This is a genomic window from Nocardia sp. NPDC056564 (genome assembly GCF_042793755.1).
Lineage (GTDB): Bacteria > Actinomycetota > Actinomycetes > Mycobacteriales > Mycobacteriaceae > Nocardia.
Map to the genome: position 1 here is coordinate 37127 of NZ_JBHTUR010000003.1, position 22593 is coordinate 59719.

The following is a 22593-nucleotide window of genomic DNA, read 5'->3' on the forward strand; positions in this document are numbered from 1 at the left end:
TCCCATGGAAGAGCGTCGTTTCTACGTCGACCGGAAGTCGTGTATGGGCACCGGACTGTGCTTCGGCGCCTACCCGAATTCGTTCGAGCCGGTGGCGCCCAATCAGGCGCGGGTTCGTCGCGATTCCGCGGCGTTGTCCGAACTCGAGATCGCCACGAGTAATTGTCCGACCGGGGCCATTCGGGAAGCGAATCCCGTTCGAGGCAAGTAGCCGGCAAACGAGATCGTCATCCAGCGAGGAGGTGCGGTGCAGACTCGGACATCCACGATCCACCCGATCGGCGCCATGACGGCACTGGCCTTCGGCGTGCTGTCGTACAGCCTGACCCAGACCATGATGGTCCCGGCCATCGGCGTGCTGCAGCGGGCGCTGCACACCAGCGCCGCCGGCGCGACCTGGGCGGTGCTCAGCGCCCCATTGCTGGCGGGCGCGATCGTCACACCGCTGGCCGCCCGGCTCGGTGACCGCTACGGACGACGGCGCGTACTGCTGATCGTGTTGAGCCTGGCGCTCGCCGCGATGCTGGTGGCGCTGGTCGCCCCCGGGATCGGTTGGCTGATCGCGGCACGTGCGGTGCAGGGCATCAGTTTGTCCGTGCTCCCCCTCGCCTTCGGCGCGGTACCGGACATTCTGCGACCCGAGCGCGTGCCTACCGGGCTCGCGCTGCTGTCCGGCATGATCGGCGGCACCGCGGGCGTCGGGCTGATCGGCGGCGGGCTGATCGTCGACCATGCCTCGTGGCGTTGGCTTTTCGTGGTCGGCACCGGGCTGGCAGGCACCGCGCTGGTTTCGAGCTATCTGTTCGTCCCGGAAGGGCGTTCGCACAGGGCAGGGCGGCTGGACCCGGTCGGCGCGCTGTTGCTGACGGCCGCGCTGAGCGGAATCCTGCTGGCGCTTACCATCGGTCCGAGCAGCGGGTGGTCGTCGGCCCCGACGCTCGCCCTGGCCGGGGGCGGGCTGGCGTTGCTCGTGGTGTTCGTCCGGGTCGAGCGCGCACTGCGATATCCGTTGCTGGACATGGATCTCGTGCTGCATCGACGGGTCGGCGTCGCGCACCTCGCGGCGTTCGTCCTCGGGCTGATGCAGTTCCTGTACTACGTGCTGGTACCCAAACTGACCGTATTGTCTGTCGACGCAGGCGGATTCGGCCGGTCGGTGACCATGGCCGGGCTGGTGATGGTGCCGCACACGCTGGTGATCCTGCCGACCGGCGGAATCGCCGCGCGGATCATCGCCCTGGTCGGGCCGCGCATCCCGCTGGCGGGCGGGCTGCTGGTCACCGCGGCCGGTACCACGCTGCTGGCGCTGTTCCACGCACAGCCGTGGCAGTTGGCCGTCTGTGCGATTCCGATCGGCCTCGGCACCGGCCTGGTGATGACGGCGCTGCCCGCTCAGTTGCATCGGGTCGTCGAACCGGAGCAGGCGGCCACGGCCAATGGCATCAATACCGTGATGCGCACGGTCGGCGGCGCGGTAGGCAGCCAACTGGGCGCCGCGCTGGTCGCCGGTGGCTTCCGGACCGGCATTCCGGTCGCGTTCTGGACCGCCACGGCAATCGGAATCGCGGGGGCCGCAATGGTTTTCACTTCGCTGTCCGCCACCAAGACGACGGCGCACGAGACGGCGCGCACGTGAGGATGTGCCCGTGGAAGGAGATGAGATGACGCGGATGACAGGCAAGGTGGTACTGATCACCGGCGCGCGCCAGGGCGTGGGGCGCTCGTGCGCGATACGACTCGCGGAGCAGGGCGCGGACATCGTCGCGCTGGATCAGCCGGGGCCGGAATCGGACGACGCACTAAGCGCGCTGGCGACTTCGGTGCGTGCGCTCGGGCGGGCGGCGGTCGTCGCGACGGCCGACATCCGTGACCTCGATGCGGTCGCGACGGCGGTGCGGGCGGGCGTGGACAAGCTCGGACCGCTCGACGTCGTCGTCGCCAATGCCGGGATCTTCGACGCACCAGGACCGTCTTGGGAGATCGATGAGCAGGTGTGGCTCCGGTCGATCGACGTGAACGTGACCGGCACCTGGAACACCGTCAAAGCCGCAGTCGCGCAACTGAATCCGGTTGGCGGATCGGTGATCGTCATGAGTTCCACGGCGACGGTCAAGTCGCACGCGGGGTCATCGCACTACTCGGCGGCCAAGAACGCCATCACCGGCCTGGCCATGACACTCGCGAATGAGCTGGGGCGGCAGAACATTCGGGTGAACTCGGTGCATCCGGGCTCGGTGGCCACGCCGATGATCCTCAATCCCACTACCTTCGCGCGACTACGGCCGGACCTGGAAGATCCGTCGGCCGAGGACGTGGCGCAGGTTCTGGCGGGCCGGACGCTGCTGCCCGTCCCCTGGGTGGATCCGGTCGATGTCAGCAACGCGGTGCTGTTCCTGGCGTCCGACGAATCCCGGTACGTCACCGGACTACAGCTGGTCGTGGACGCCGGCCTGGCGCAGCAGGTGGCGTGATGGCGGGACGGTTGGCCGGCAAGGTCGCGCTGATCGCCGGTGCGGCGCATCCGGTGGGGCGCGCGCAGGCACTGCGTTTCGCCCGGGAGGGCGCGGATATCATCGCGATCGACACGTCGTCGTGGGATCTCGCCGACACGGTCGGCCGGGTGGGGGCGGCGCATCGCCGGATTCGTGCGTTCGACGCCGATCTCGGCGAGCAGGGGGCGCTCGACGCGGCGGTCCGCGCCGGTGTCGATGCGCTGGGTCGGCTCGATATCCTCTGTGTCACTGTCGATGTCGACTCGGCCGGCCCCGCGCTCGACGTTGCGGCGGCGGACTGGCGCCTCGCGCTGGATGCCGGCCTCACCGGTGTGTGGCGAATCTGCAAGGCGGCCATCCCGCACCTGGTGGACAGCGGGCGGGGTGGCTCGATCGTGCTGATGGGCTCGGTCGCCGGGTTACGCGGCGTGACCGACACCGGCCCGGCCACAACCGCCGAACACGGCGTGGTCGGGCTGATGAAGTCGCTGGCGAACGAGTTGGCGCCGCACCATGTGCGCGTGAACACGGTGCACCCGACACCACGTCGCTTCGGGAAGGCGATGCACCTGTTGCCGGTCGAATCCGTCGAACCGGAGGACGTCGCCAACGCCAGCCTGTTCCTCGCCTCGGACGAGGCGCGTTTCATCACCGGCGTCACGCTGCCGGTGGACGCCGGACACTGCGTGAAGTAGGTTCTCCGTCCCCTCGACCCGACGGCGGTCGATCAGAACTTGCCTGATTGATGATCGATGTTGTGCCCCAACTGCTTTGCGAGGTCTGCGATGAATTCGTCGGTGAGCGGGGGCCAGCCCCAGAAGTCGAAGGCGAGGGCGCCGAGGGCGAACTCCGCGGGCCACTGCCATTCGGTCACCGGGCTTTCGGTGTCACAGCTGGCGCATTTCACCACTCCGGTGCCGGTGCGCTTCCATGCGGCCACCGCGTCCCGGAACGGCCGCCACACCTCGGGGTCGGCCTCCCACTGCTGCGGGTAGTCGATGATCACCGTCCTGGCCCCGCAGCGTGGGCACCCCGCCGAGTCCGGCTCGATCGCACCCTGGCCGCCGAAATGGTCGGCGCGCCCGATGATTACCGCCACCGGCCCGGGAATCCAGTCACCCCACTCCCGCGTGATCTGCCGCCACTCGGCTCCCGGCAGGTGGCCCTCGGCCACGTCGAGGCTGTACATCCCCTCGGCCGACATCTCCCGCGACAGCAGGCGGCGCGAAACCAGCCAATCCACCACGCGCTCGGCCAGCGCTCCCGCCTCGGCGGCGGGCACCTCCACGTCCACGATCCGCTCGAAATAGTCACCCATTGTTGGCAAGTACCTCCCGCAAATGCCCGACTGTGCAGGGCTCGCCAGCCGTTCGACCGATCAGCGTACCGACACCGGCGAACGGGCACGCGGACACGGCAGACCGGCGATGCCTTACGAATCCGGTTGCGCGTCGGTCTCCGCGGCGGTCGGTCGCGGTTCGGTGTCCAGGCTCGCCGAGCGGATCCGGGTCCGGGTACTGACCATCCGGCGCGCCCCGCCCGTGGCCACGATGTTGCCCAGCACCAGCCCCGCGCCGATGGCCAACGTGGTGAGCACGGAAAAGGCGAACGCCACACCGGATCCCGGCGCGTGGCTGATGAACTGGAGTAACGAGTGAGCCACCGTCAGTGAGGGCAATAGTGCTCCGCAGAATGCGGGCACAACGATCGATGCCGGGGAAATGCGCAGACGGGCGGCCGTCCAGGTGCTGAGCGCGCCGAGTATCGCCGCGCCGAGCATCAGCGACAATTGCAGGCCGATATGCGCACGGGCACACAGCTGCACGATCAGCTGGGTGAATACCGCGACCGCCATGGAGATGGGCACCACCCGCGCGGTCGCGCCCTGCGCGAAGGCGTTGGCCGCGGCCGCGATCGCCGACGCGAACAGGGCCCAGAACGTCGTCAGACCGGTCAGCTGGATCGCCGACGGATCGACCTCGAGATCGACCCACCGCGTCGCCATCAGGCCGGCCTGAATCCCGGTGACCATCCCGAGCACCACCAGGCCGATGCCGAGGCCGCGCACCAGCGCCAGGCTCCGGAATCCGGATATCGCGTCCTGCGCCGTCGCGACGATCGACGGGTGCGGCAGCAGCAGCACCACGCACGCGGCGACCATGCTGGCCGCCTCCCCCGGATCGATCGGGCGGTAGGCGATCGCCACGCTGCCGACCGCCGTGGCCAGCACCATCTGCGCGACGGCGACGAAAAACGCGGGAAGATAACGTCTCCCGAGCACCCTGCCGAGATACATCAGCACGAACATCAGCACGAACGCCCCGGCTGCCGACCGGTAGGACCCGCCCGCCTGCAGCGCGACGACCACGCCGAGCACCCCCATCGCGCCCGCGACGACGCGATAGGGCCAGCGCGGATCCGACCGCATCTCCTCGACCAGCCGTCTGCTCGCCTGAGTCATGTCGGTCTGGTGGCCGACGATGTCGTCGACCACGCCGTACACGTTGTTGAGCCGGTGCAGGTCGGCGCCCGTGTCCCGGACCGCCCGCAACCCGGCGACGGTCGGTTCGTCCGGCACGGCGTACACCATGTGGATCGACGAGCCGGGAAAGTCGAGTTCAACGGCCGCCAGATTCCAGGTCGCCGAGACGGCGACGATGGCCACCTCGACGCTGCGCGCGTCGGCTCCGGACGACAGCATCACCTCGCCCAGATCCAGACAGAAGTCGATGACCTGACGGGGTGAGTATTCTTCGCCGGTCGCCGTCGGCGACGGCGTGACGCCCGCGTAGATGCTGCCGCGCAGCAGTAAGGCGATATCGCGCCGCTGCTCGGCCGTCATCACCCGTGGCCGGCGCTGCCGAACGGGACCCCGGGCGCTATCCCCCGCCGCGGCGACCGGCGAGCGCGGCCGCCGCTTCGATACGCTCACCCGAGCCCGGCCGCGCTCGCCGCGCCCGGACCGATCGACCGGTTCGGCAGCACGCCCGATGCGAAGGCGACCCACGCCGCCTACTCGACCCGCATGCGGCCGGCACAGCGCATTTCCGCATACACATCAATTGTGCTGGGCATGATCTCCAATCCACTGCTGGACACCACCGTGCAATCGCTCATGCATCGCTATTCAATACCCGGCCACCGCGCCCGGATCGCTGATTGTGACGACGTTAACTCCGCGACCAGCGGCGATCGGATTCGCCGGCACTCGAAAACGAGGGTCGAATGCACGGCGAACAGTGTTGGCCACAGCCGGGCATGGTGAATGAGCACCCACTCGAACCGATCAGCACGGCGCACTACGTCTCAGTGGTCGACGGCCTTGTCCGCGGCGGCGGCGATCGGCTCGAGCTTCGTGATCAGTTCGTCGAGTTCGTCGGGGGTGAGGACGTCGTAGGCCGGTGCCGCCGACTCGTCGGTGCGGGTTTCGATCCGCTGCTTGATCTCGCGACCCGCGTCGGTGAAACCGCCGTCGGCGTCCACGAGGCCGCGCTCGCGCAGCCCGTCGACGACGGCGGCGAGCTGAGCGGGGGGCAGGTGATGGATCCGGCCGAACTGCTCCGCGCGCATGCCGAGGGCGAGCGCCATGAGGACGTGGGCCTCGGTGCCGCCGATGCCGTGCGCGAGCAGCGCGGCGTTGTGGCCGTCGCCGCGGAACTCCCGCAACAGGGTGGCCGCATGCCAGAGCTTGGCCACCGGCTCCTCCGGCATATCGAGCGCGCGCAGCCCGGCGTACAGCGCGCGGCCCTCGGTCGGTGCGCTGACCGCAGCCTCGGCGGCGAGGTCGGCGGCCCGCACCAGATCGGGAGACTCGGCGAGCGCCCCGATCCGCTGCCGCAGCGCGGCGACACTGGCCCGCTCCCGCACCGCTATCGCCTCCTGCGGGGTGATCTTGCCCCAGACCCAGGGAATGTGGCGCGCCACCTCACCGTCGGCGAAGTTGTAGAAGACCGCGTGCACCACGGCGGCCGGGGCGAGCCCCAAGGGCGCGGCCCGGCCCGCGAAGTATCCGTCCCAGTAGTTGCGCATGCCGAGGGCAAGGAACGCGTCGTTCACCGCCGCGGAGAAGGTGACGGCGGCGATCGGCTCGACGAGCTCGAACATGCGGTGGATCTCGGCGTGTGTGTGCGACATGGGTCGGCATCTCCTGTGGTCGTGGCAGCGCCTCCTGGGCGGCCGTTCGCTATGGCTACGAACGACACGGCCCGGATCCGACAACGCCGATCGATTCTGCCCCGCGAGGGCGGACTGTCGCGGTGATTGAATGCGCCCTGCGGGGTATCCGGCGCTCATGGAACCTGCCCGGAGTCATACCGAGATCAGCCTCGAGGTCGATGGCGTGCGCCGTACGCTGCGGGTCGACAATCGCACCACGCTGCTGGACGCCTTGCGCGAACGGCTCGGCGTGACCGCCCCGAAGAAGGGGTGCGACCACGGGCAGTGCGGGTCGTGCACCGTTCTGCTGGACGGGCGGCGCGCCGTCACCTGCCTGACCTTCGCGGTCGCACAGGACGGCGCCGCCGTTGTCACCGCGGCGGGCCTCGGTACCGGCGACGAGCCGCACCCGATGCAGCGAGCCTTCGTGGCGCAGGACGGCTTCCAATGCGGCTACTGCACGCCGGGGCAGGTGTGTTCGGCGGTCGGCATGCTCGACGAGGTGGCGGCCGGGCAACCCAGCTTCGTCACCGAGGATCTCGACGCGACGCCGACGCTGACCGACGCCGAGATCCGGGAGCGCATGAGCGGGAATCTGTGCCGCTGTGCCGCGTATCCCAACATTCTCGCGGCGATTCGGCAGGCGTCGGCATGATTCCGTTCGAGTACCTCCGGGCGGACACCATCGAGGACGCGATCACGGCGGTGTCGGGCCGGCCCGATGCGGCCTACCTCGCGGGCGGGACGAACCTCGTCGATCACATGAAGCTCGGCCTGGCCGGTCCGACGCTGCTGGTCGACGTCGGGCACCTGCCGCTCGACCGGATCACCGAACTGCCCGAGGGCGGCCTGCGGATAGAGGCCGGCGTCAGCAACACCGACGTGGCCGTCCATCCCCTGGTCCGCTCCCGGTACCCCGCGCTCGCGCGGGCGCTGCTGTCCGGGGCATCGGGCCAGCTGCGGAATCTGGCGACGACCGGTGGAAATCTGTTGCAGCGAACCAGATGCGTCTATTTCCAGGACATCAGCACACCCTGCAACAAACGCGAGCCGGGCTCGGGCTGCTCCGCGATCGGCGGCTACGTTCGTTATCACGCGATCCTCGGCGCCTCGGATCACTGTGTGGCCGTGCACCCTTCGGACATGGCGGTGGCGATGGCCGCACTGGACGCGCGGGTGGTCGTGGTCGGCGCGGGCGGCGAGACACGCATACCGCTGGTGGATTTCCACCGGCTGCCCGGCGACCGGCCCGACCGCGATACCGTGCTCGAACACGGCCAGCTGATCACCGCGGTGGAGTTGCCCGCGCCACCCGACGGCGCTCGCTCGACGTACCGGAAGGTGCGCGACCGCGCGTCGTACGCCTTCGCGCTGGTATCGGTTGCGGCCGAACTGGTTTGCTCCGACTCGGGCGAGATCACCTCTGCCCGTGTCGCATTCGGTGGCGTTGCGCACAAACCCTGGCGCGCCCGTCTGGCCGAGGCCCGGCTGATCGGCTATCCCGCCACCGACGAAACCTTCACCGCGGCGGCCGAAGCCGAGCTGGCCGAGGCACAACCGTTGGCGGGCAACGATTTCAAGGTCGAGCTCGCCCGCCGCACCGTGGTCGCGACGCTGCGTTCCCTGACCGAATCCGACACGGCCGAGCAGGTGCGGCGATGACACTCATCGAAGCCAGTGAAATGGGCACCTCCCCCGTGCGTCTCGACGGCGCCGCGAAGGTCAGCGGCACCGCGCCGTACGCCTTCGAGCACCGGGTGGACCGACCGACCTACCTGCATCCCGTGCAAGCCACCATCGCGCGCGGCCGGGTCACCGCGATGGACACCACCGCAGCCACCCGGCTGGCTGGGATCATCGCCGTGCTCACCGTCTTCGACGCACCGGAACTGGCCGATACCGCCGACGGCGAACTCACCATCCTGCAAGACGACAACGTCCACTTCCGCGGTCAGCTGATCGGCGCCGTCATCGCCGAGACACCCGAAATCGCCAGGCACGCGGCCGATTTGGTGCAAGTCACCTATGCGCGACACCAAGCCGACACGGAATTCCCCGGCGACCGCGACGAGCTGTACGCCCCGGAGCAGGTCGGCTCGGAGTTCCCCGCCGACACCACCACCGGCGACGTCGACGCGGCGCTGGCCACCGCGGCGGTCACCATCGACCAGACCTACACCACCCCCATCGAGCACAACAATCCGATGGAACCGCACGCCTGCATCGCGATATGGCATCCGGAGGGCGCGCACCCCGCGGTCACCCTCTACGACTCCACCCAGGGCGTGCACACCGTCCGCAAGACCCTGGCACCGCTGTTCGGCCTCGAGCCCGAGCAACTGCGCGTGATCGCGCCGCACGTCGGCGGCGGCTTCGGGTCGAAGGGCGCGCCGCATGCGCACAACGTCCTCGCCCTGCTCGCGGCGCGGCGCAGCGGGGGCAGGCCGGTGAAGCTGGCGCTCACCCGGCAGCAGATGTTCGCCCTGGTCGGTTACCGGACCCCGACCATTCAGCGCGTGCGCCTCGGCGCGGCCGCCGACGGGACGCTGACCGCGCTCTGCCACGACGTCGTCCAGCAGACCTCCAGGATCAAGGAATACGCCGAGCAGACCGCGGTGTCGTCGCGAAAGATGTACCGGGTGCCCAATCGCCGGACCACCCACCGGCTCGCCCGCCTCGACGTGGCCGTGCCGTTCTGGATGCGGGCGCCGGGGGAAGCGCCCGGCATGTTCGCCGGCGAGGTGGCCATGGACGAGCTCGCCGTCGCCTGCGCCATCGATCCGATCGAACTGCGGATCCGCAACGAACCCGAGACCGATCCGGAGTCGGGCGCACCGTGGTCCGGCCGCCACATGATCGACTGCCTGCGCCGCGGCGCCGACGAGTTCGGCTGGGCCGCAAGGAATCCCGTCCCGCACAGCCGCCGCGACGGCGATTGGCGGATCGGCACCGGGGTCGCCGCGGCCACCTATCCCGCCACCGAATCACCCGGGAACGCGGCACGCATCGAATTCGGCGCGGACCACCGCTACCGCGTCCAGATCGCCGCCGCGGACATCGGCACGGGCACGTGGACCACCCTCACCCAGATCGCCGCCGACGCCCTGCGGTGCCCGCTCGAATCCGTCCGCCTGGACATCGGCGACACCGACCTGCCGTCGGCCTCCGTCGCGGGTGGTTCCTCGGGCACCGCGTCGTGGGGCACCGCGATCGTCACCGCCGCGCGGACCTTCCGCACCGAACACGGCGACACTCCCGCCGTCGGTGCCGCGACCACCGCCGACGCCGACGAGAACCCGGATACCGACGCTTTCGCCATGCATTCCTTCGGCGCGCATTTCGTCGAAGCGCACGTGCACCGCGACACCGGCGAGATCCGGGTGCCCAGAATGCTGGGCGTCTTCTCCATCGGCCGCGCCATCAATCCGCGCACGCTGCGTTCCCAGCTCATCGGCGGAATGATCTGGGGGCTGTCCATGGCGTTGCACGAGGACAGCGTGCGCGACCCGCGCTTCGGCCACATCGTGACCCAGGATCTGGCCGGGTACCACTTCAGCGCGCACGCCGACATCGGCGAGATCGAGGCGATCTGGCTCGACGAGGTCGACGAGCACGCCAACCCCATGGGCGCGCGCGGCGCGGGCGAGATCGGCATCGTCGGCGCCGCGGCCGCCGTGGCGAACGCCGTCTACCACGCCACCGGCACCCGCGTCCGAGACCTGCCGATCACCGCTGACCGGCTGCTTTGAGTAGGCCGGGTTCGCTCCCGGCACTCAGCCGCGCAGGTCCGCGAGATGGCTCCGGACGGCGTGGTCCAGATGAACCAAATCGTTGGCGACGCTGACGAAATCGAAGCCGTCGGACAGGCGGCGGCGGGCGGCGGCACCGTCCGGGCAGTGGATGCCGACCGGCTTTCCGGCGGCCTTCGCCGCCTCCCGCACGGTGCGCAGCGCGGCGGCGAATTCGGTGTCGAGTGCCGGGTCGGTCGGGGTCGCGCCGCCGAGGGCGAGGCGCAGGTCGGAGGGGCCGATGTAGATCGCGTCGACCCCGGGGACCGCGGCGATCGCGGCGGCGTTGCCGAGCCCTGCGGTGGTCTCGATCATGACGATGCACGCGACCTCGGCGTCGGCCTGGGCCGGGGTCGGTCCGATGCGCAGGCTCGCGCGCAGGGCGCCGTTGCTGCGATAGCCGACCGGTGGGAAGCGGCACGCCGCGACCGCCGCCGCGGCCTCGGCCGCCGTGTCGACCATGGGCACGATGACGCCGCGGGCGCCGGCGTCCAGTGCCTGACTGATCCAGAATCGGTCGTTGGCCTGCACCCGGACCAGGGCGGCCGTGCCGCTGTTCGCGGCGTCGATCGCGGTGATGCCGGCCAGCAACCCCCGGTATTCGATCAGGCCGTGCTGAGCGTCGAGACACACGTAGTCGTATCCGGCCATGGCGATCCGCTCCGTCGCCACCGGGTTGTCGCAGACCACCCAGTAGCCGACGGTCCGCCGCCCGGATCGCAGCCGGTCGGCGAATCCGTGTGCGCCAGTTGTCGATCCGCTGGTCATGAGTACGTCCTTTCGTCGGAGGGCCCGGGTGCCACGGCCCCTCAGTCTTCCCGGTGCGGGTGCGCGAGCGTGGTGCTTTGCCGACGGTATTCCAGCCGGGTGAATGCCGGAATCCACCTGCTCGGCGGAGGTCGAAAGCACCGGCGGACAATACCTTTGAGCGCTGCGGAAAGGACGCGATGAACGGCGCGGAGGTGATCCTCCAGACGATCGACAGCGGTCGAACGTGGATCAGGTCAGCGGGAGATCAGTTGGGGGTACATGGTTTCGAGCGGGGCCGCGAGGTTGTGTTTGACCTGGGCGCTGATGTCGTCGGCGAGGATCTCGAGCTCGCCTGCCTCGACTCCGTCGAGCGCGATGCGGACGATGTCGGCGGGGTCGTTCTTCGGCACGTCGAGGCGGGCGGTCATCGGCGTGTCGGTGTATCCGAGGTGTAGTCCGACGACCTGTGTGCCGTGCGGGGCGAGTTCGAGGCGCAGCGAGTTGGTCGCCGACCACAGTGCGGCCTTCGAGGCGCTGTACGCGTTGCCGATGCCGATCCAGCTGAGCACGGACAGCACATTCACCAGTACGCCGCCTCCGTTGCGGCGCAGGGCCGGCGCGAAGGTCGTCGCGACGTCGAGGGCACCGAAGAAGTTGGTGTCGAACAGTTCGCGGACGTCACCGAGCGCCGCCGCGGACAGCGCACCCGGCCGGCTGGCGCCCGCGTTGTTGATGACGACCGTGACGTCCGACGCGATCTCGGCGGCGGCCGCGACCGAGGCGTGATCGGTGACATCGAGAACCAGGGGCACCACGCGAGAATCGTTCCACTCCCGCGGTTTCCGCGCACTGGCATAAACCTTGCTCGCCCCGCGCGCCAGCACCTGACTGACGAATTCTTGCCCGAGCCCACCGTTGGCACCGGTGACGAGAACGACGGAACCGTCGACGTTGTGCGTCATGACCACACTTCCCTTTTCAGCTGATTCGACCAGGCCACAAGACTTGCACTTTGCAAGCCAGCATCGACACGCTAACATCGCTACTTGTCACTTGCAAGTAGCAAGTCATAGAGCGGAGGAGGCGCGAGATGCCCCACACAGACATGTCGTCCGGCCCCTGCCCGATCGGCCGCGCCGCCGATGTCCTCGGCGACCGCTGGTCCCTGCTGATCATGCGCAACGCGCTCCTCGGCCACACCCGCTTCGACCAGTTCCGCGCCAACCTCGGCATCGCCGACAACATCCTGTCCGCCCGCCTCGGCCGCCTCATCGATGCCGGACTGCTGACGAAAGCGCCCTACCTCGACGGCAACCGAACCCGCCAGCACTACGTCATCACCCCGGCCGGCGTCGCCCTGCGCCCGGTCTTCGAAGCGCTGTCGGAGTGGGCGTGCGAGTTCGTCAATCCCGAGCAGCCGGCCACCATGGCCGAGACCGTGCACACGCCGTGCGGTCAGATCAGCCGGGATCGACGGTATTGCGACACCTGCGAGACCGACATCGAAGACGGCGATATCGCCTGGTTGATGCCCTGGCTCTCGCCGTCGCCCCTCCCACTGGCGACCGCCTCGGCGGGATGACCCGCGCGGCGGCTCACGGAACTCGGACGCGATCCGCCGAATCCTGCGACCACACCCGATGCAGCCGCGCGTAGCGACCATCGAGCGCAAGCAACTGCGCGTGCGAGCCGTCTTCCACGACGACCCCGTCATGGAAGACGAGGATGCGATCCGCGGTCCGCGCGCTGTGCATCCGGTGCGCGATGGTGATGGTCGTGCGCCCCGCGGCCAGCCGGCTGAGCGCGTGCTGCACCCGCACGTCCGTGCCCGAGTCCACGCCGCTGGTCGCCTCGTCCAACACGAGCAGATCGGGGTTCACCAGCGCGGTTCGCGCCAGCGCGACCAGTTGCCGTTCACCGGCCGACAGCGACTCGCCCCGTTGCCCGACAACCGTGTCCAGCCCCTCGGGCAGTCCCTCGACCCAATCGATCAGGTCGAGTGCACCGAGCACGTCGAGCACGTCGTCCCGGCCTGCGCCGACCCGTCCGAGTGCGATGTTCTCGAATACGGTGCGGTCGAACAGGAATGCCTCCTGCGGCACGACGGCGACCCGGCGGGCGAGCGCGGCATCCGGCAGTTCGACGATGTCGACGCCCCACAGCGTGAGCCGGCCCGAACCCGGAACCAGTTGCAGGGTCACGAGTTTGGCGAATGTCGTTTTCCCCGAGCCGGTTTCACCGACCACGCTGACCTGTCCGCCGGGCTCGAGCACCAGGTCGACCGCGCGCAGCACCGGCCGCCCCGGCAGGTACGCGAAACTCACGCCCGCCAACCGGACGGTCGGCGGCCCGGGCGGCAGCACCGGACCGGCCGACTCCGCCACCGCCGCGCCGGGCAGGTCGAGGATCTCGATCACCCGGCGCAGACCGGCCTCGGAGTTGCGCGCGTCGGCCAGGCTGCTCACCGCGAACTGCAACGGCCGGACGAAGAACGTCACCAGGAACAGGAACGCGACCAGATCGCCGGCACTCAACCCGAGACGCCAACCCAGCGAACCGGTTCCGAGCGCCAATCCGAGCACGAGCACCGCGGTGGTGATCAATCCGCTGGCCGCCTCGCCGATCGACACGTTGAATCCCATCGGCCACAGCGTCCGTTCCTGCGCGGCCCGCATCGCGTCGATGCGCCGCCATACACGCGCCCGCATCCGCGCCTCGATACCGTAACCGCGGACGGTGTCGATGCCGACCAGAACCTCGAGCAACCCGGAGTACACGGCGGCCACCGCGACGCGCACCGCATCGAAGCGCCGGGCCACCACCCGCTGCAGCGCCCGGCCGAGCACCGGCACTCCGATGCCGACGGCCAGCACGATCATCGCGAGCGGCCAGGAGTACACCAGCATCACGACCAGCGCGATCAGCATCTGAGCGATGTTCTGCACCAGGGTGATTCCGCCGGACTGCGCGAACAGGGTGACCACATCGAGGTCGTTGGTCACCCGCGCGACCAACGATCCCTGCGTCTGGGCGGGCGCGCCGGCCGGCGTCGTTCGCAGGATCCGCTCGAAGGTCCGCACCCGGAGGTCGAAGACCGCGCTCTCGACGGTGTGCACCAGATAGCGGTTCAGCAGTGCGGAGCCGATCATCGCCGCCAGCACGGCGACCAGCCCGACGGCGACCGCGACGCCGATCACCGAAGTCCTTGTGCGCGTGTCGATCCGCACCAGTAGCGCGTGGTCGAGCGCGTGCTGGATCGTCACCGGGATGACGATGCGGCCGGACGCGGCGACCGCGGCCAGCAGTACCGTCGCGGCGAGCGTGCGGTAGCCGACGCCGGCCTCGGCCCGCACCCGGCGGAGCAATCCCGCCGTGCGGTACCGCGTGGTCGTGCCGCTCATTCCAAGTCACTTCCGTAGGCGTCCAGCAGGTCGCGATAGTCGGGCACGGTGGCGAGCAGATCCGCGTGCGTTCCGGTGGCGGCGACGCGGCCGCGATCGAGCAGGACGACGGTGTCGGCGAGGGTGATGGTGGCCGCTCGGTGCCCGACCAGGACGACCGTGGTGCGTCGATCGTCGGTCGCGTACTCCGCGCGCAGCCCGTCCACGACCGCCCGCTCCACCACCGGGTCCAGCGCGGAGGTCGCGTCGTCCAGCAGCAACAGCCCCGGCCGCCGGAAGACGGCGCGGGCCAATGCGATTCGCTGCCGTTGCCCACCGGACAACCGACCGGCCTCGTCCAGTTCGGTGTCGAGCCCGCCCGGCAGCCGCTCGACGAACTCCGCCGCTCCGGCCACCCGCAACGCCCGCCACACCGCGGCATCGCTGTCCGCGACGCCCAGGGTCACGTTGTCGCGCACCGTATCTCCGAAGAGAAAGGCGGTCTGGGTGACCAGCGCGGCCCGGCGCGACACCTCGCCCGCCGCGGCCTGCCGGACGTCGACACCGTCCAGCCGGACCGAACCCCGTTCGGCCTGAAGCAGATCCGCGAGCAAACCGAGCAGCGTGCTCTTCCCCGCCCCGGTCCGGCCGACCACCGCGACGATCGACCCGGGTTCCGCGCGCAGTCCGATATCGCGCAGCACGGCCGCCGCACCGTAGCCGAACGACGCCGAACACACCCGCACCCCCACCGCGGACTCCGATGTGAACCGCGAGATCCCTTGCGCCGGTGTCTGATCAGCGGCCAGCACCGCACGAACCCTGGCGTGCCCGGCGACCGCCAGCGGCACCCCGCCGAGGAACCGGCCCAGCACATTGAGCGGCATGGCGGTGGTGATCAACAGATAGATCACCTCCACCAACGGCCCGACGCTCAATTCCCCGGACCCGATCCGCACCGCGCCGATGGCGAGGATCACCAGCGCCGCGAACGGCGGCATCAACTCGATCGCCGGGTCGAACACCGCGCCGACCCGGCCCATCCGGCGGTTGGCCGACCGCGCGGCATGCGCCGCCGCGGCGAACCGGTCCACCTCGTGCGCCACGATGCCGAGCGTGCGGATCACCTGCCCGCCCGCGATCGCCTCGTGTGCCATGGCGCTGACCACCGCCCGCTCCCGCTGCGCGACCCCGGCCCGCGGCGCGAGCACCCGCTGGTAGATCAGATTCGTGCCGAGCACAGCCGGAATCAGCACGCCGGCGACGATCGCGAGCCACGGGTCGATGGTGGCGATGTCGACCAGGACGAGCAGCAGCATCACCGTCATCCCGACCGCGAACGGGAAGTGCTGCATCGGCGCCAGGGCCGTGTCGACGTCGGAGATCGCGTGCGACACCAACTGTCCGGCGGCACGCCGCCGGTGCCACGGGATCGACAGCCGCAAGTATTGCGCGACAAGGGATTTCCGCAGGCGCGCCTGGCTGCCGAACTGGATCTTCCCGCTCGCGACCAGCCGGACGATGATCGTCGCGATGCGCAGCAGCGACACCCCGAGCACGAAGACCGCGGCGGCCGCGGCCGCACCGACCAGGAACCGGCCCTGGGCAAACCCCGCGACGACCACGTGCTCGGTACTCCAGCCGACCGCCTTCGCCCCGAGCACCATGCAGGCGCCGTTGACCGCGCTGCTCAGCAGAGCGATCAGCGCCGCGCGCGGATGGTCGCGACAACTGCGCACCATGATGGCGAGCCCGTTGCGCAGGGTTTGCGCGTCCCGCCGGTCTGCGGTCAACGGCACAGCACTGTCCACCGCTGACACTTCGCCTCCTGCTCAACCCCGTTGGATATCCACAATCGCGAAACTGGTTGTTTGCCACAACGAACCAGATCATCGTGATTCCAACGCGGGCTAGACCAGAACGGCCGCCGGTGCCTGCACGATCGTCAACCGTGAGCGCTTGCGCAGCGTGAATCCGAGCGTCTCGTACAGGCTGATCGCCGTGACATTGTGCGCGACGGCGTGCAGAAACGGGGTCTCTCCCCGCGCGCGGATGCCCGCGCCGACCGCCCGGATCAGCCGCGAAGCGATACCGCGCCCACGGAATTCGACGTCGGTGCACACCGCGCTGATCTCCGTCCAGCCCGGCGGGTGCATGCGCTCCCCCGCCATCGCCACCAGCTTGCCATCCACCCGCAGCCCCAGATACGTGCCCATTTCGATGGTCCGCGGCGCGAACGGACCCGGCTCGGTCCGCGCGATCAACTCCAGCATCTCGGGTACGTCGGCGACGGTGAGCACCTCGAACTCCGGGTCGGTGGCGACCCGCAGCCCGGCGCCGTCCATCTGCACCGATCCGACCTCCTGCAGCGCCGTCCAGCCCGCGGGCAGCACGTGGCCCGTGCCGCGCAGTCCGGTGCTACCGCCCGGCCCGAGCACCGCGGCCAGATCGATCCAGTCCTGCTCGTCGAGCACGGGCGGATGGCCGACGAACCGGGCCACCTCCGGGTCGTAACGACCGATCCGCCCTACCCAGCTCGCGAACCGGTGGTGCGCGCCCCGCAGCGACGACCGCACCGGATCGTCGAGCGGATGCAACGGGGTAATGACGTCGACAGTCGACTCAGCGGTCACCGCACACTCCTCCACAACAACGTTCAACCAGAGAACGTTAGCGAGGCGCACAACCGCCGGACACCGTTGCACTCAGCGAGATTCAGACGCGCACTCAGACCTCCCGATACGTGCGACGCACACTGGTCCCCCGGCTGAGGTCGGCGCCGTACACATGCAAGGTGATCGCCACCGTGTCGCCGGTGTTGTGCACCTGGTGAATGTCTTCCGGCGGCGCGACCCCGCTGACCGAGCCGGCCGGACGCTGCCGCTGCCCGATCCGCGTCAGCCGGTCACCGTCGACCGCGAAGATGTGCTCCGTCTCGGCGCCTTGCAGCACGAGGAACGAACACCACACCAGATGGTCGTGGATCTCGGTGATCTGCCCCGGCCGCCACACCACCGCGGAAATCGAGAAGGCGGATTCGGCGTGCAGCGTGTGCCGGGTGTATCCGTCGGCCGAGCCCTCGCGTTCCGCCGGGGTGAGCAGTCCGGCGGTCGGACGCAGCGCGGCGAGCACCTCCGCCACCCGCTCGGCGGTGCGGTGCGGGTCCGATTCGTGTTTGGTGCACAAGCGGATTCGTTCGATCAGCTCGACCAGGCCGGGTCTGGACCGGGTCACCTGGTCGTCGGTCGCGATGGTCATGACGGTCTCCCTTCGGCGGTGTCTCCCATCGTCACTCGCGCCGCACATGACGTCCAATGCCAAAATCCCCACGCACACATAAGTATTCTGGATATGTGCTGAACCTGACCCAGCTCACGGTGTTAGCCGCTGTCGCACAACATGGTTCGGTCACCGAGGCGGCCAAACAACTGCACTACACCCAGCCCGCGGTGAGTCACCACCTCGCGCGCCTGGAGGCCGCCACCGGCGCGAAGCTGATCCAGCGGGTCGGCCGCGGCATCCGGCTCACCCCGGAAGGCGAGCTCCTGGCCGTCCGCGCCGCGGAGATCGTCGGCCGAGTCGACGCTGCCGCAATCGAACTCGCCGCACAGGTCGGGTTGCGCGCCGGCCGCGTGCGCATGGCCGGATTCCAATCGATCCTGAGCACCATCGTGCCCAGGGCGGCCGCCGCACTGGCCCGCGCCCATCCCGGTATCGAACTCGGACTGGTCGACGAACATCCGGTCGAGGCGCTGCGCCTGCTGCGCGCGGGGCACATCGACGTCGCGTTGATCTTCCGCTACGCCGACACCCCGCGCGAGGACGACGGCCTCCGGCTGATCCACCTCCTGGACGACCCCATCTACCTGGTCACCGACGAGCCCGGCCAGAGCATCGCCGACCACCGCGACTCCACCTGGATCGGCGGCTGCGCGCGCTGCCAGGAAGAACTGATCACCGTCTGCCGACGGGCGGGTTTCACCCCGCGCATCTCGTTGATCAGCGACGACATGGTGGTCACCCAGGCGCTGGTCGCCGCGCGCATGGGCGTGGCCACTCTCCCGGGTCTCGCGCTGCGCGCACACCGGATGCCCGGCATCCACACCACCGAACTCCCCGAGGACCCGCGCCAGATCTTCGCGGTCACCTACGGCGACCCACCCGACCCGCCGGCCAGCGCCGCCCTGATCCGCGCCATCCAGGCCAGCCTCTGACGCCGCCGGGGCACGGCAGCGCGACCGGCTCGCTGCAGCAGATGCCCGTGGACCGAGGTTGCCCCCTAGATCCTGGTCGCGCGCGGAGTGCCGACAAGTTCGGGGTGCAGTGCGACGAATATTCGCTCGTGCCGGTCGATGAGCTGACGTACGCGCGGGAAATCCACGAGTTCCGCTGCCAGGACATCGTTTCGGCTGATCGCGTCGACTTGACTGTTGAAGGCCACGAACACATCGGATTCCCGGAGCCGCCGGTCTTGGATCAGCTGTTCGAGAACTTCGAAGAAGTCCAGATATTCGTCCACCGCAACGATCAACTCCAATTCGGAATCAGTGAGGTCATCGGTGGACGCCCGCTTCTTTCTGATCGCCGACGAGAGCGGAGTGTCTTTGCTACCGGCGGAGGCGAGCCGATCGGTGATATCCATCCTTATCCGGCGAAAGTCATTGTTGTCCAGCATCTTCTGGCGCAGTTCGAGTAACCACTGGGTCTGCCGCGCCCGCACCTGTTCACGATAGGTCCGAAGCGCGACGATGATCGAACCGAGCGCAAGGAAGACCGCGGTCCCGGATATCAGATTAGCGACCATTGCTGACGTTTCCTTCCGGCCGACTCGCACCGGCGCGATCGAACGCGCAAAATTGTTGCCGGAACAGCATTTCCGCCGACCACGTCGAGCAAAGCCATGGTGCCACCGTCGCCCGGCGATGTCCAGGATCGACGCAATCAGACCGGTCGGTTCGCTCAATTGCCAGTTGATAACCGAATGGTGAACCTCTGCGGTTTCATCCGCTTCCATATGGAATCATTCGGTAATCTCGCGGCATGACCGCGACTAGCGACTTGATCGTCAGCGAACTGATCGAGCCCGATAGTCTGGGCGACCCGATCGCGCTGTACCGGGACGTCTTCGCGTTACGGCCGGAGGATCCCGCACCCAGCTCCAGGCTGCTGACCGCATTGGCCCGAAATGGAAGCATCGCGCTCGGCGCCCGCAAGAATGGCGAGCTGGTCGGTTTCAGCTATGGCTTTCCCGGATTGGATCTGGACGGCGGCGGCCGCATCGCGTCGATATATCACTACATGGAACTGCTGGTGGTACGCGCCGATCAGCAGAGCACCGGCATAGGTAGAGCACTGATGCAGTTTCTGCGCGGCAGCGCACTCACGCGTGGATTGCGCACCATCCAATGGGCCTACGATCCGCTGCGCGCCGCGAACGCATACTTCTATCTCGACGTTCTCGGTGCTCGCGGATGCGGCTTCGCGCCCAACCTCTACGGCATCGAGGACTCCGGGCGCGACCGCGGCCACCCCACCGACCGGATAATCACCCGCTGGGAGCTCGCCAAACCGGCCCTGCGGTGGCCGCAGCCCCCGTCCGGCCTGACCCTGGGCAGCCCGGAACCCGACCCGCGGGGCGACACCGGGGCCATGCTCGTCGCTATTCCGACCGAGTACGAGGATCCGTGCGGGATCGATTGCGCGGCCTTGCGCTGCCGAATAGCCGCCGTCCTCGGTGATTTGATCGCCTCCGGCTTCCAGGCCGTATCCTGCCGAAAGGCCGGTGGGGGCACCTCCGTGTACCGGCTCGTGCCCGGTACGGCGCACTTCATGCCCTGATCCGCGCGACCAAGGCGTCGAGCGCGAGGTCCATCGCGTAGTCGAATTCCGCTTGGCTGTCGAAACAGGCGAGGTAAGGGGCGGCCTCGGCTACGGCGGGGAGGCCGGATTGTTCCAATGTGGTGCGGCGGGCGGCGATTCCGGAGAGGTCGCGGGTTCCGTAGGTGGGGCCCGCGTTGACCTCGCGGAGCAGGGTGCCGACGAGGGTGGCCAGCATCGTGCGCAGCAGGTGGACCGACTGCTCCGGGTCGCAGCCCGCGGCGCGGAGCACTTCCAGTACCGCCTGGGTCGGCGCGAGGCCTTCCACCGAACCCAATTGGCGGGTGAGCACCAGCGCGGCGGCCTCCGGATGCACCAGGGCGCGGCGGCGGAATGCGTCCGCGATGGCCCGGAGGTCGGCGCGGAGTTCGCCACTGCACGTGGGTAATTCGATCGAGCTCAAGAGGTGCTCGGCGACCGCGTCGAGCAACCCGTCCTTGCCGTCGACGTGGTTGTACAGGCTCTTCGGATCCACTCCGAGCACACGGGCGACGGCGCGCACACCCACCGCGCCGACGCCCCCGCTGTCGATGACCGCGAGGGTCGCCTCGACGATCCCCGCCCGGGTCAGCTGGCCCGCGCCCTTCGGGGGTCGTCCGCGGCGTGCGGTGGGAACGTTGCCGGCCATGGGGTTCATCCTGCCGCACACCGTTGATTAAATCCACACTGTGGGTATATTGTGGGCGACACGTAAAACCCACGCTGTGGATTTCGAGTCCAGCATGCGTTTCCAGGAGACACCGATGTCCACCCGATTCACCCTGCCGCCCGAAAACGTCCTGCGCGCACGGGAGAAGCTCGTGCTCGACCACTTCCACGACGAGGTCCGGCAGGACTGGGACGCGACCCTGTCCACGTTCCCGCACCCGCATTACGAGCTGATCGCCCCGATGGTCGTGCACGACGGCGACGACGAGGTCCGCGGCTACTATCGCGACACCCGCCGCGCCTTCCCCGACCAGGATCACGAGATCATCGCGCTGCGCCACAGCCACGACGCGGTGATTGTCGAATTCTGGCTTCTCGGAACGCATCTGGGTCCGCTGGGCAAGATCCCGCCGACCGGCTCCGCGCACCGGACCAGGATGACGGCCTACTTCGTGTTCGACGAGCAGGAGAATCTGGCGGTCGAACGCATCTACTTCGACCAGCTCACCGTCCTCAGGCAGCTGCTGGGCGGACTGGACAAGCGCAAACCCCGCGACCTGCTCACCCTCGCCCGCGCCGTCGCCGGAGCCGTCGCCACCACCGGCGCCGAACCCGATCCGCGCCTGCTCACCACCACCCCACCGAACCTCGGCGAGTGATCCGAAATGAAGATTCATCACCTCAACTGCGGCTCGATGCGCCCGCTCGGCACCCCTGACGGTTTGGTCTGCCACGTCCTACTGCTGGAAACCGACACCGGACTCGCGTTGGTGGACAGCGGATTAGGCCTGCGCGACGCCGCCGATCCGGGCGGCCGGTTCGGGCCGAGCCGCTTCTTCGTCCGCCCGCGCTTCGACGAGAACGAAGCCGCCATCCGCCAGATCGAACGCCTCGGCTTCGATCCGCGCGACGTCCGCGACATCGTGGTCACCCACTTCGACGCCGATCACACCGGCGGGATCGCCGACTTCCCCTGGGCCAGAATTCATCTCACCGCCGACGAGGCGAAAGCGGCACTGCGGCCGCGCGGTTTCGTGGAAAAGGGCCGGTATCTGCCGACGCAACGCGACCACGATCCGCAACTCGTCGAGCACACACCGGGGCACGGCGAACCCTGGCGCGGATTCACCGCCGCAAAGGAACTCACCGAGATCACACCGGGCCTGGTCATGATCGCCCTCCCTGGCCACACCCGCGGCCACGCCGCCTTCGCCGTAGACACCGGCAACCGATGGATCCTGCACGCCGGCGACGCCTTCTACCACCACGGGCAGATCGACCGCAGCACCCACGCGCCCCGAGCGCTCACCGCGATGGAACACCTGACCGCCTACAACCGGGCCCAGGTCCGCGCCAATCACGACCGCCTGGCCGAACTCTGGTCCGCCCCAACCGCTGACCTGCTCCTGGTCAACGCCCACGACCCCGCCCTCCTCCGCCGCGCACAGCAGGTCGACGCGACCGGGCCGTCCGCACACTGAGCGCATCGGTCGCGGTTCGTCT

General features: G+C 69.0%; 23 protein-coding genes. 12 read left to right on the top strand and 11 right to left on the bottom strand.

Going from position 1 to position 22593, the window contains the following annotated elements; all coding sequences use genetic code 11:
- Positions 1-4: 4 nt before the first annotated feature.
- The 4 genes from ACFQ9K_RS08205 to ACFQ9K_RS08220 are packed head-to-tail and all read left to right on the top strand — an operon-like array spanning position 5 to position 3187.
- Entirely contained in the window at positions 5-211 is a 207-nt protein-coding gene (locus ACFQ9K_RS08205) for a ferredoxin (protein ID WP_378722813.1), read from the top strand.
- Between the two features lie 36 nt (positions 212-247).
- A complete protein-coding gene (locus ACFQ9K_RS08210) occupies positions 248-1636 on the top strand; it encodes an MFS transporter (protein ID WP_378722815.1) in 1389 nt (462 codons plus the stop codon).
- A gap of 25 nt (positions 1637-1661) precedes the next feature.
- The gene (locus ACFQ9K_RS08215; protein WP_378722817.1) at positions 1662-2471 is read left to right on the top strand and encodes a mycofactocin-coupled SDR family oxidoreductase; all 810 of its coding nucleotides are present in this window, start codon (positions 1662-1664) and stop codon (positions 2469-2471) included.
- Positions 2471-3187 (top strand): SDR family oxidoreductase, encoded by a 717-nt coding sequence (locus ACFQ9K_RS08220; RefSeq protein ID WP_378722819.1) that lies wholly within the window; start codon positions 2471-2473, stop codon positions 3185-3187. The genes ACFQ9K_RS08215 and ACFQ9K_RS08220 overlap by 1 nt, the downstream gene beginning before the upstream one ends.
- Positions 3188-3219: 32 nt before the next feature.
- On the opposite strand, the gene ACFQ9K_RS08225 is transcribed toward ACFQ9K_RS08220, so the two are convergent.
- The 3 genes from ACFQ9K_RS08225 to ACFQ9K_RS08235 all read right to left on the bottom strand — a co-directional run bounded on the left by ACFQ9K_RS08225 (position 3220) and on the right by ACFQ9K_RS08235 (position 6626).
- A complete protein-coding gene (locus ACFQ9K_RS08225; protein ID WP_378722820.1) occupies positions 3220-3810 on the bottom strand; it encodes a hypothetical protein in 591 nt (196 codons plus the stop codon).
- Positions 3811-3924: 114 nt separating this feature from the next.
- Entirely contained in the window at positions 3925-5334 is a 1410-nt protein-coding gene (locus ACFQ9K_RS08230) for a threonine/serine exporter ThrE family protein (protein ID WP_378982971.1), read from the bottom strand.
- A 464-nt stretch (positions 5335-5798) separates the two neighbouring features.
- Entirely contained in the window at positions 5799-6626 is an 828-nt protein-coding gene (locus ACFQ9K_RS08235) for a MarR family winged helix-turn-helix transcriptional regulator (RefSeq protein ID WP_378723489.1), read from the bottom strand.
- A gap of 157 nt (positions 6627-6783) precedes the next feature.
- Between ACFQ9K_RS08235 and ACFQ9K_RS08240 the strand changes: the two genes are divergently transcribed.
- Genes ACFQ9K_RS08240 through ACFQ9K_RS08250 form a run of 3 tightly spaced genes read left to right on the top strand, consistent with a single transcriptional unit; the run spans position 6784 to position 10396 of the window.
- Positions 6784-7302, top strand: coding sequence for a 2Fe-2S iron-sulfur cluster-binding protein (locus ACFQ9K_RS08240; RefSeq protein WP_378723490.1), 519 nt, complete (start codon positions 6784-6786; stop codon positions 7300-7302).
- Positions 7299-8309, top strand: a complete 1011-nt coding sequence (locus ACFQ9K_RS08245) for an FAD binding domain-containing protein (RefSeq protein WP_378723491.1) — start codon at positions 7299-7301, stop codon at positions 8307-8309. Before ACFQ9K_RS08240 ends, ACFQ9K_RS08245 begins: the two co-directional genes overlap by 4 nt.
- Positions 8306-10396 carry a xanthine dehydrogenase family protein molybdopterin-binding subunit gene (locus ACFQ9K_RS08250; protein ID WP_378723492.1) on the top strand — a complete coding sequence of 697 codons (2091 nt, stop codon included), beginning with the start codon at positions 8306-8308 and terminating at the stop codon, positions 10394-10396. The genes ACFQ9K_RS08245 and ACFQ9K_RS08250 overlap by 4 nt, the downstream gene beginning before the upstream one ends.
- Positions 10397-10420: 24 nt before the next feature.
- Here ACFQ9K_RS08250 and ACFQ9K_RS08255 read toward each other — a convergent pair whose 3' ends face one another.
- Entirely contained in the window at positions 10421-11203 is a 783-nt protein-coding gene (locus tag ACFQ9K_RS08255; RefSeq protein WP_378723493.1) for an HpcH/HpaI aldolase/citrate lyase family protein, read from the bottom strand.
- Between the two features lie 236 nt (positions 11204-11439).
- On the bottom strand, positions 11440-12147 hold the full coding sequence (locus ACFQ9K_RS08260) for an SDR family oxidoreductase (protein WP_378723495.1): 708 nt from the start codon (positions 12145-12147) through the stop codon (positions 11440-11442).
- Positions 12148-12275: 128 nt separating this feature from the next.
- Between ACFQ9K_RS08260 and ACFQ9K_RS08265 the strand changes: the two genes are divergently transcribed.
- Positions 12276-12767 carry a winged helix-turn-helix transcriptional regulator gene (locus ACFQ9K_RS08265; RefSeq protein ID WP_378723496.1) on the top strand — a complete coding sequence of 164 codons (492 nt, stop codon included), beginning with the start codon at positions 12276-12278 and terminating at the stop codon, positions 12765-12767.
- 13 nt (positions 12768-12780) lie between these two features.
- Here ACFQ9K_RS08265 and ACFQ9K_RS08270 read toward each other — a convergent pair whose 3' ends face one another.
- The 4 genes from ACFQ9K_RS08270 to ACFQ9K_RS08285 all read right to left on the bottom strand — a co-directional run bounded on the left by ACFQ9K_RS08270 (position 12781) and on the right by ACFQ9K_RS08285 (position 17823).
- Positions 12781-14586, bottom strand: coding sequence for an ABC transporter ATP-binding protein (locus ACFQ9K_RS08270; protein WP_378723497.1), 1806 nt, complete (start codon positions 14584-14586; stop codon positions 12781-12783).
- Positions 14583-16385: an ABC transporter ATP-binding protein gene (locus ACFQ9K_RS08275; protein WP_378723499.1), complete on the bottom strand. Its 1803-nt coding sequence runs from the start codon at positions 16383-16385 to the stop codon at positions 14583-14585. Before ACFQ9K_RS08275 ends, ACFQ9K_RS08270 begins: the two co-directional genes overlap by 4 nt.
- 90 nt (positions 16386-16475) lie before the next feature.
- The gene (locus tag ACFQ9K_RS08280; RefSeq protein WP_378723501.1) at positions 16476-17198 is read right to left on the bottom strand and encodes a GNAT family N-acetyltransferase; all 723 of its coding nucleotides are present in this window, start codon (positions 17196-17198) and stop codon (positions 16476-16478) included.
- 94 nt (positions 17199-17292) lie between these two features.
- Complete coding sequence (locus tag ACFQ9K_RS08285; protein WP_378723502.1) at positions 17293-17823, bottom strand: cysteine dioxygenase; 531 nt, start codon at positions 17821-17823, stop codon at positions 17293-17295.
- A gap of 95 nt (positions 17824-17918) precedes the next feature.
- Here ACFQ9K_RS08285 and ACFQ9K_RS08290 point away from each other — a divergent pair, with 95 nt between their 5' ends.
- Positions 17919-18779 carry a LysR family transcriptional regulator gene (locus tag ACFQ9K_RS08290; RefSeq protein ID WP_378723504.1) on the top strand — a complete coding sequence of 287 codons (861 nt, stop codon included), beginning with the start codon at positions 17919-17921 and terminating at the stop codon, positions 18777-18779.
- Positions 18780-18844: 65 nt separating this feature from the next.
- Here ACFQ9K_RS08290 and ACFQ9K_RS08295 read toward each other — a convergent pair whose 3' ends face one another.
- Positions 18845-19579 carry a hypothetical protein gene (locus ACFQ9K_RS08295; RefSeq protein WP_378723505.1) on the bottom strand — a complete coding sequence of 245 codons (735 nt, stop codon included), beginning with the start codon at positions 19577-19579 and terminating at the stop codon, positions 18845-18847.
- A gap of 26 nt (positions 19580-19605) precedes the next feature.
- Here ACFQ9K_RS08295 and ACFQ9K_RS08300 point away from each other — a divergent pair, with 26 nt between their 5' ends.
- Positions 19606-20403 carry a GNAT family N-acetyltransferase gene (locus tag ACFQ9K_RS08300; RefSeq protein WP_378723506.1) on the top strand — a complete coding sequence of 266 codons (798 nt, stop codon included), beginning with the start codon at positions 19606-19608 and terminating at the stop codon, positions 20401-20403.
- Here ACFQ9K_RS08300 and ACFQ9K_RS08305 read toward each other — a convergent pair.
- A complete protein-coding gene (locus tag ACFQ9K_RS08305; RefSeq protein WP_378723507.1) occupies positions 20393-21070 on the bottom strand; it encodes a TetR/AcrR family transcriptional regulator in 678 nt (225 codons plus the stop codon). The genes ACFQ9K_RS08300 and ACFQ9K_RS08305 overlap by 11 nt on opposite strands.
- 115 nt (positions 21071-21185) lie before the next feature.
- On the opposite strand from ACFQ9K_RS08305, the gene ACFQ9K_RS08310 reads away from it, so the two are divergent.
- A complete protein-coding gene (locus ACFQ9K_RS08310) occupies positions 21186-21749 on the top strand; it encodes an ester cyclase (protein ID WP_378723508.1) in 564 nt (187 codons plus the stop codon).
- Between the two features lie 6 nt (positions 21750-21755).
- Positions 21756-22571: an MBL fold metallo-hydrolase gene (locus ACFQ9K_RS08315; RefSeq protein ID WP_378723509.1), complete on the top strand. Its 816-nt coding sequence runs from the start codon at positions 21756-21758 to the stop codon at positions 22569-22571.
- Positions 22572-22593 lie beyond the last annotated feature (22 nt).

What these genes read in the sequence shown, in the direction of transcription:
- ACFQ9K_RS08205 (WP_378722813.1), top strand. Translation starts at nt 5, where the DNA reads ATGGAAGAGCGTCGTTTCTACGTCGACCGGAAGTCGTGTATGGGCACC.
- ACFQ9K_RS08215 (WP_378722817.1), top strand. Translation starts at nt 1,662, where the DNA reads ATGACGCGGATGACAGGCAAGGTGGTACTGATCACCGGCGCGCGCCAG.
- ACFQ9K_RS08220 (WP_378722819.1), top strand. Translation starts at nt 2,471, where the DNA reads ATGGCGGGACGGTTGGCCGGCAAGGTCGCGCTGATCGCCGGTGCGGCG.
- ACFQ9K_RS08225 (WP_378722820.1), bottom strand. Translation starts at nt 3,810, where the DNA reads ATGGGTGACTATTTCGAGCGGATCGTGGACGTGGAGGTGCCCGCCGCC.
- ACFQ9K_RS08230 (WP_378982971.1), bottom strand. Translation starts at nt 5,334, where the DNA reads ATGACGGCCGAGCAGCGGCGCGATATCGCCTTACTGCTGCGCGGCAGC.
- ACFQ9K_RS08235 (WP_378723489.1), bottom strand. Translation starts at nt 6,626, where the DNA reads ATGTCGCACACACACGCCGAGATCCACCGCATGTTCGAGCTCGTCGAG.
- ACFQ9K_RS08240 (WP_378723490.1), top strand. Translation starts at nt 6,784, where the DNA reads ATGGAACCTGCCCGGAGTCATACCGAGATCAGCCTCGAGGTCGATGGC.
- ACFQ9K_RS08245 (WP_378723491.1), top strand. Translation starts at nt 7,299, where the DNA reads ATGATTCCGTTCGAGTACCTCCGGGCGGACACCATCGAGGACGCGATC.
- ACFQ9K_RS08250 (WP_378723492.1), top strand. Translation starts at nt 8,306, where the DNA reads ATGACACTCATCGAAGCCAGTGAAATGGGCACCTCCCCCGTGCGTCTC.
- ACFQ9K_RS08255 (WP_378723493.1), bottom strand. Translation starts at nt 11,203, where the DNA reads ATGACCAGCGGATCGACAACTGGCGCACACGGATTCGCCGACCGGCTG.
- ACFQ9K_RS08260 (WP_378723495.1), bottom strand. Translation starts at nt 12,147, where the DNA reads ATGACGCACAACGTCGACGGTTCCGTCGTTCTCGTCACCGGTGCCAAC.
- ACFQ9K_RS08265 (WP_378723496.1), top strand. Translation starts at nt 12,276, where the DNA reads ATGCCCCACACAGACATGTCGTCCGGCCCCTGCCCGATCGGCCGCGCC.
- ACFQ9K_RS08270 (WP_378723497.1), bottom strand. Translation starts at nt 14,586, where the DNA reads ATGAGCGGCACGACCACGCGGTACCGCACGGCGGGATTGCTCCGCCGG.
- ACFQ9K_RS08285 (WP_378723502.1), bottom strand. Translation starts at nt 17,823, where the DNA reads ATGACCATCGCGACCGACGACCAGGTGACCCGGTCCAGACCCGGCCTG.
- ACFQ9K_RS08295 (WP_378723505.1), bottom strand. Translation starts at nt 19,579, where the DNA reads ATGGAAGCGGATGAAACCGCAGAGGTTCACCATTCGGTTATCAACTGG.
- ACFQ9K_RS08300 (WP_378723506.1), top strand. Translation starts at nt 19,606, where the DNA reads ATGACCGCGACTAGCGACTTGATCGTCAGCGAACTGATCGAGCCCGAT.
- ACFQ9K_RS08305 (WP_378723507.1), bottom strand. Translation starts at nt 21,070, where the DNA reads ATGGCCGGCAACGTTCCCACCGCACGCCGCGGACGACCCCCGAAGGGC.
- ACFQ9K_RS08310 (WP_378723508.1), top strand. Translation starts at nt 21,186, where the DNA reads ATGTCCACCCGATTCACCCTGCCGCCCGAAAACGTCCTGCGCGCACGG.
- ACFQ9K_RS08315 (WP_378723509.1), top strand. Translation starts at nt 21,756, where the DNA reads ATGAAGATTCATCACCTCAACTGCGGCTCGATGCGCCCGCTCGGCACC.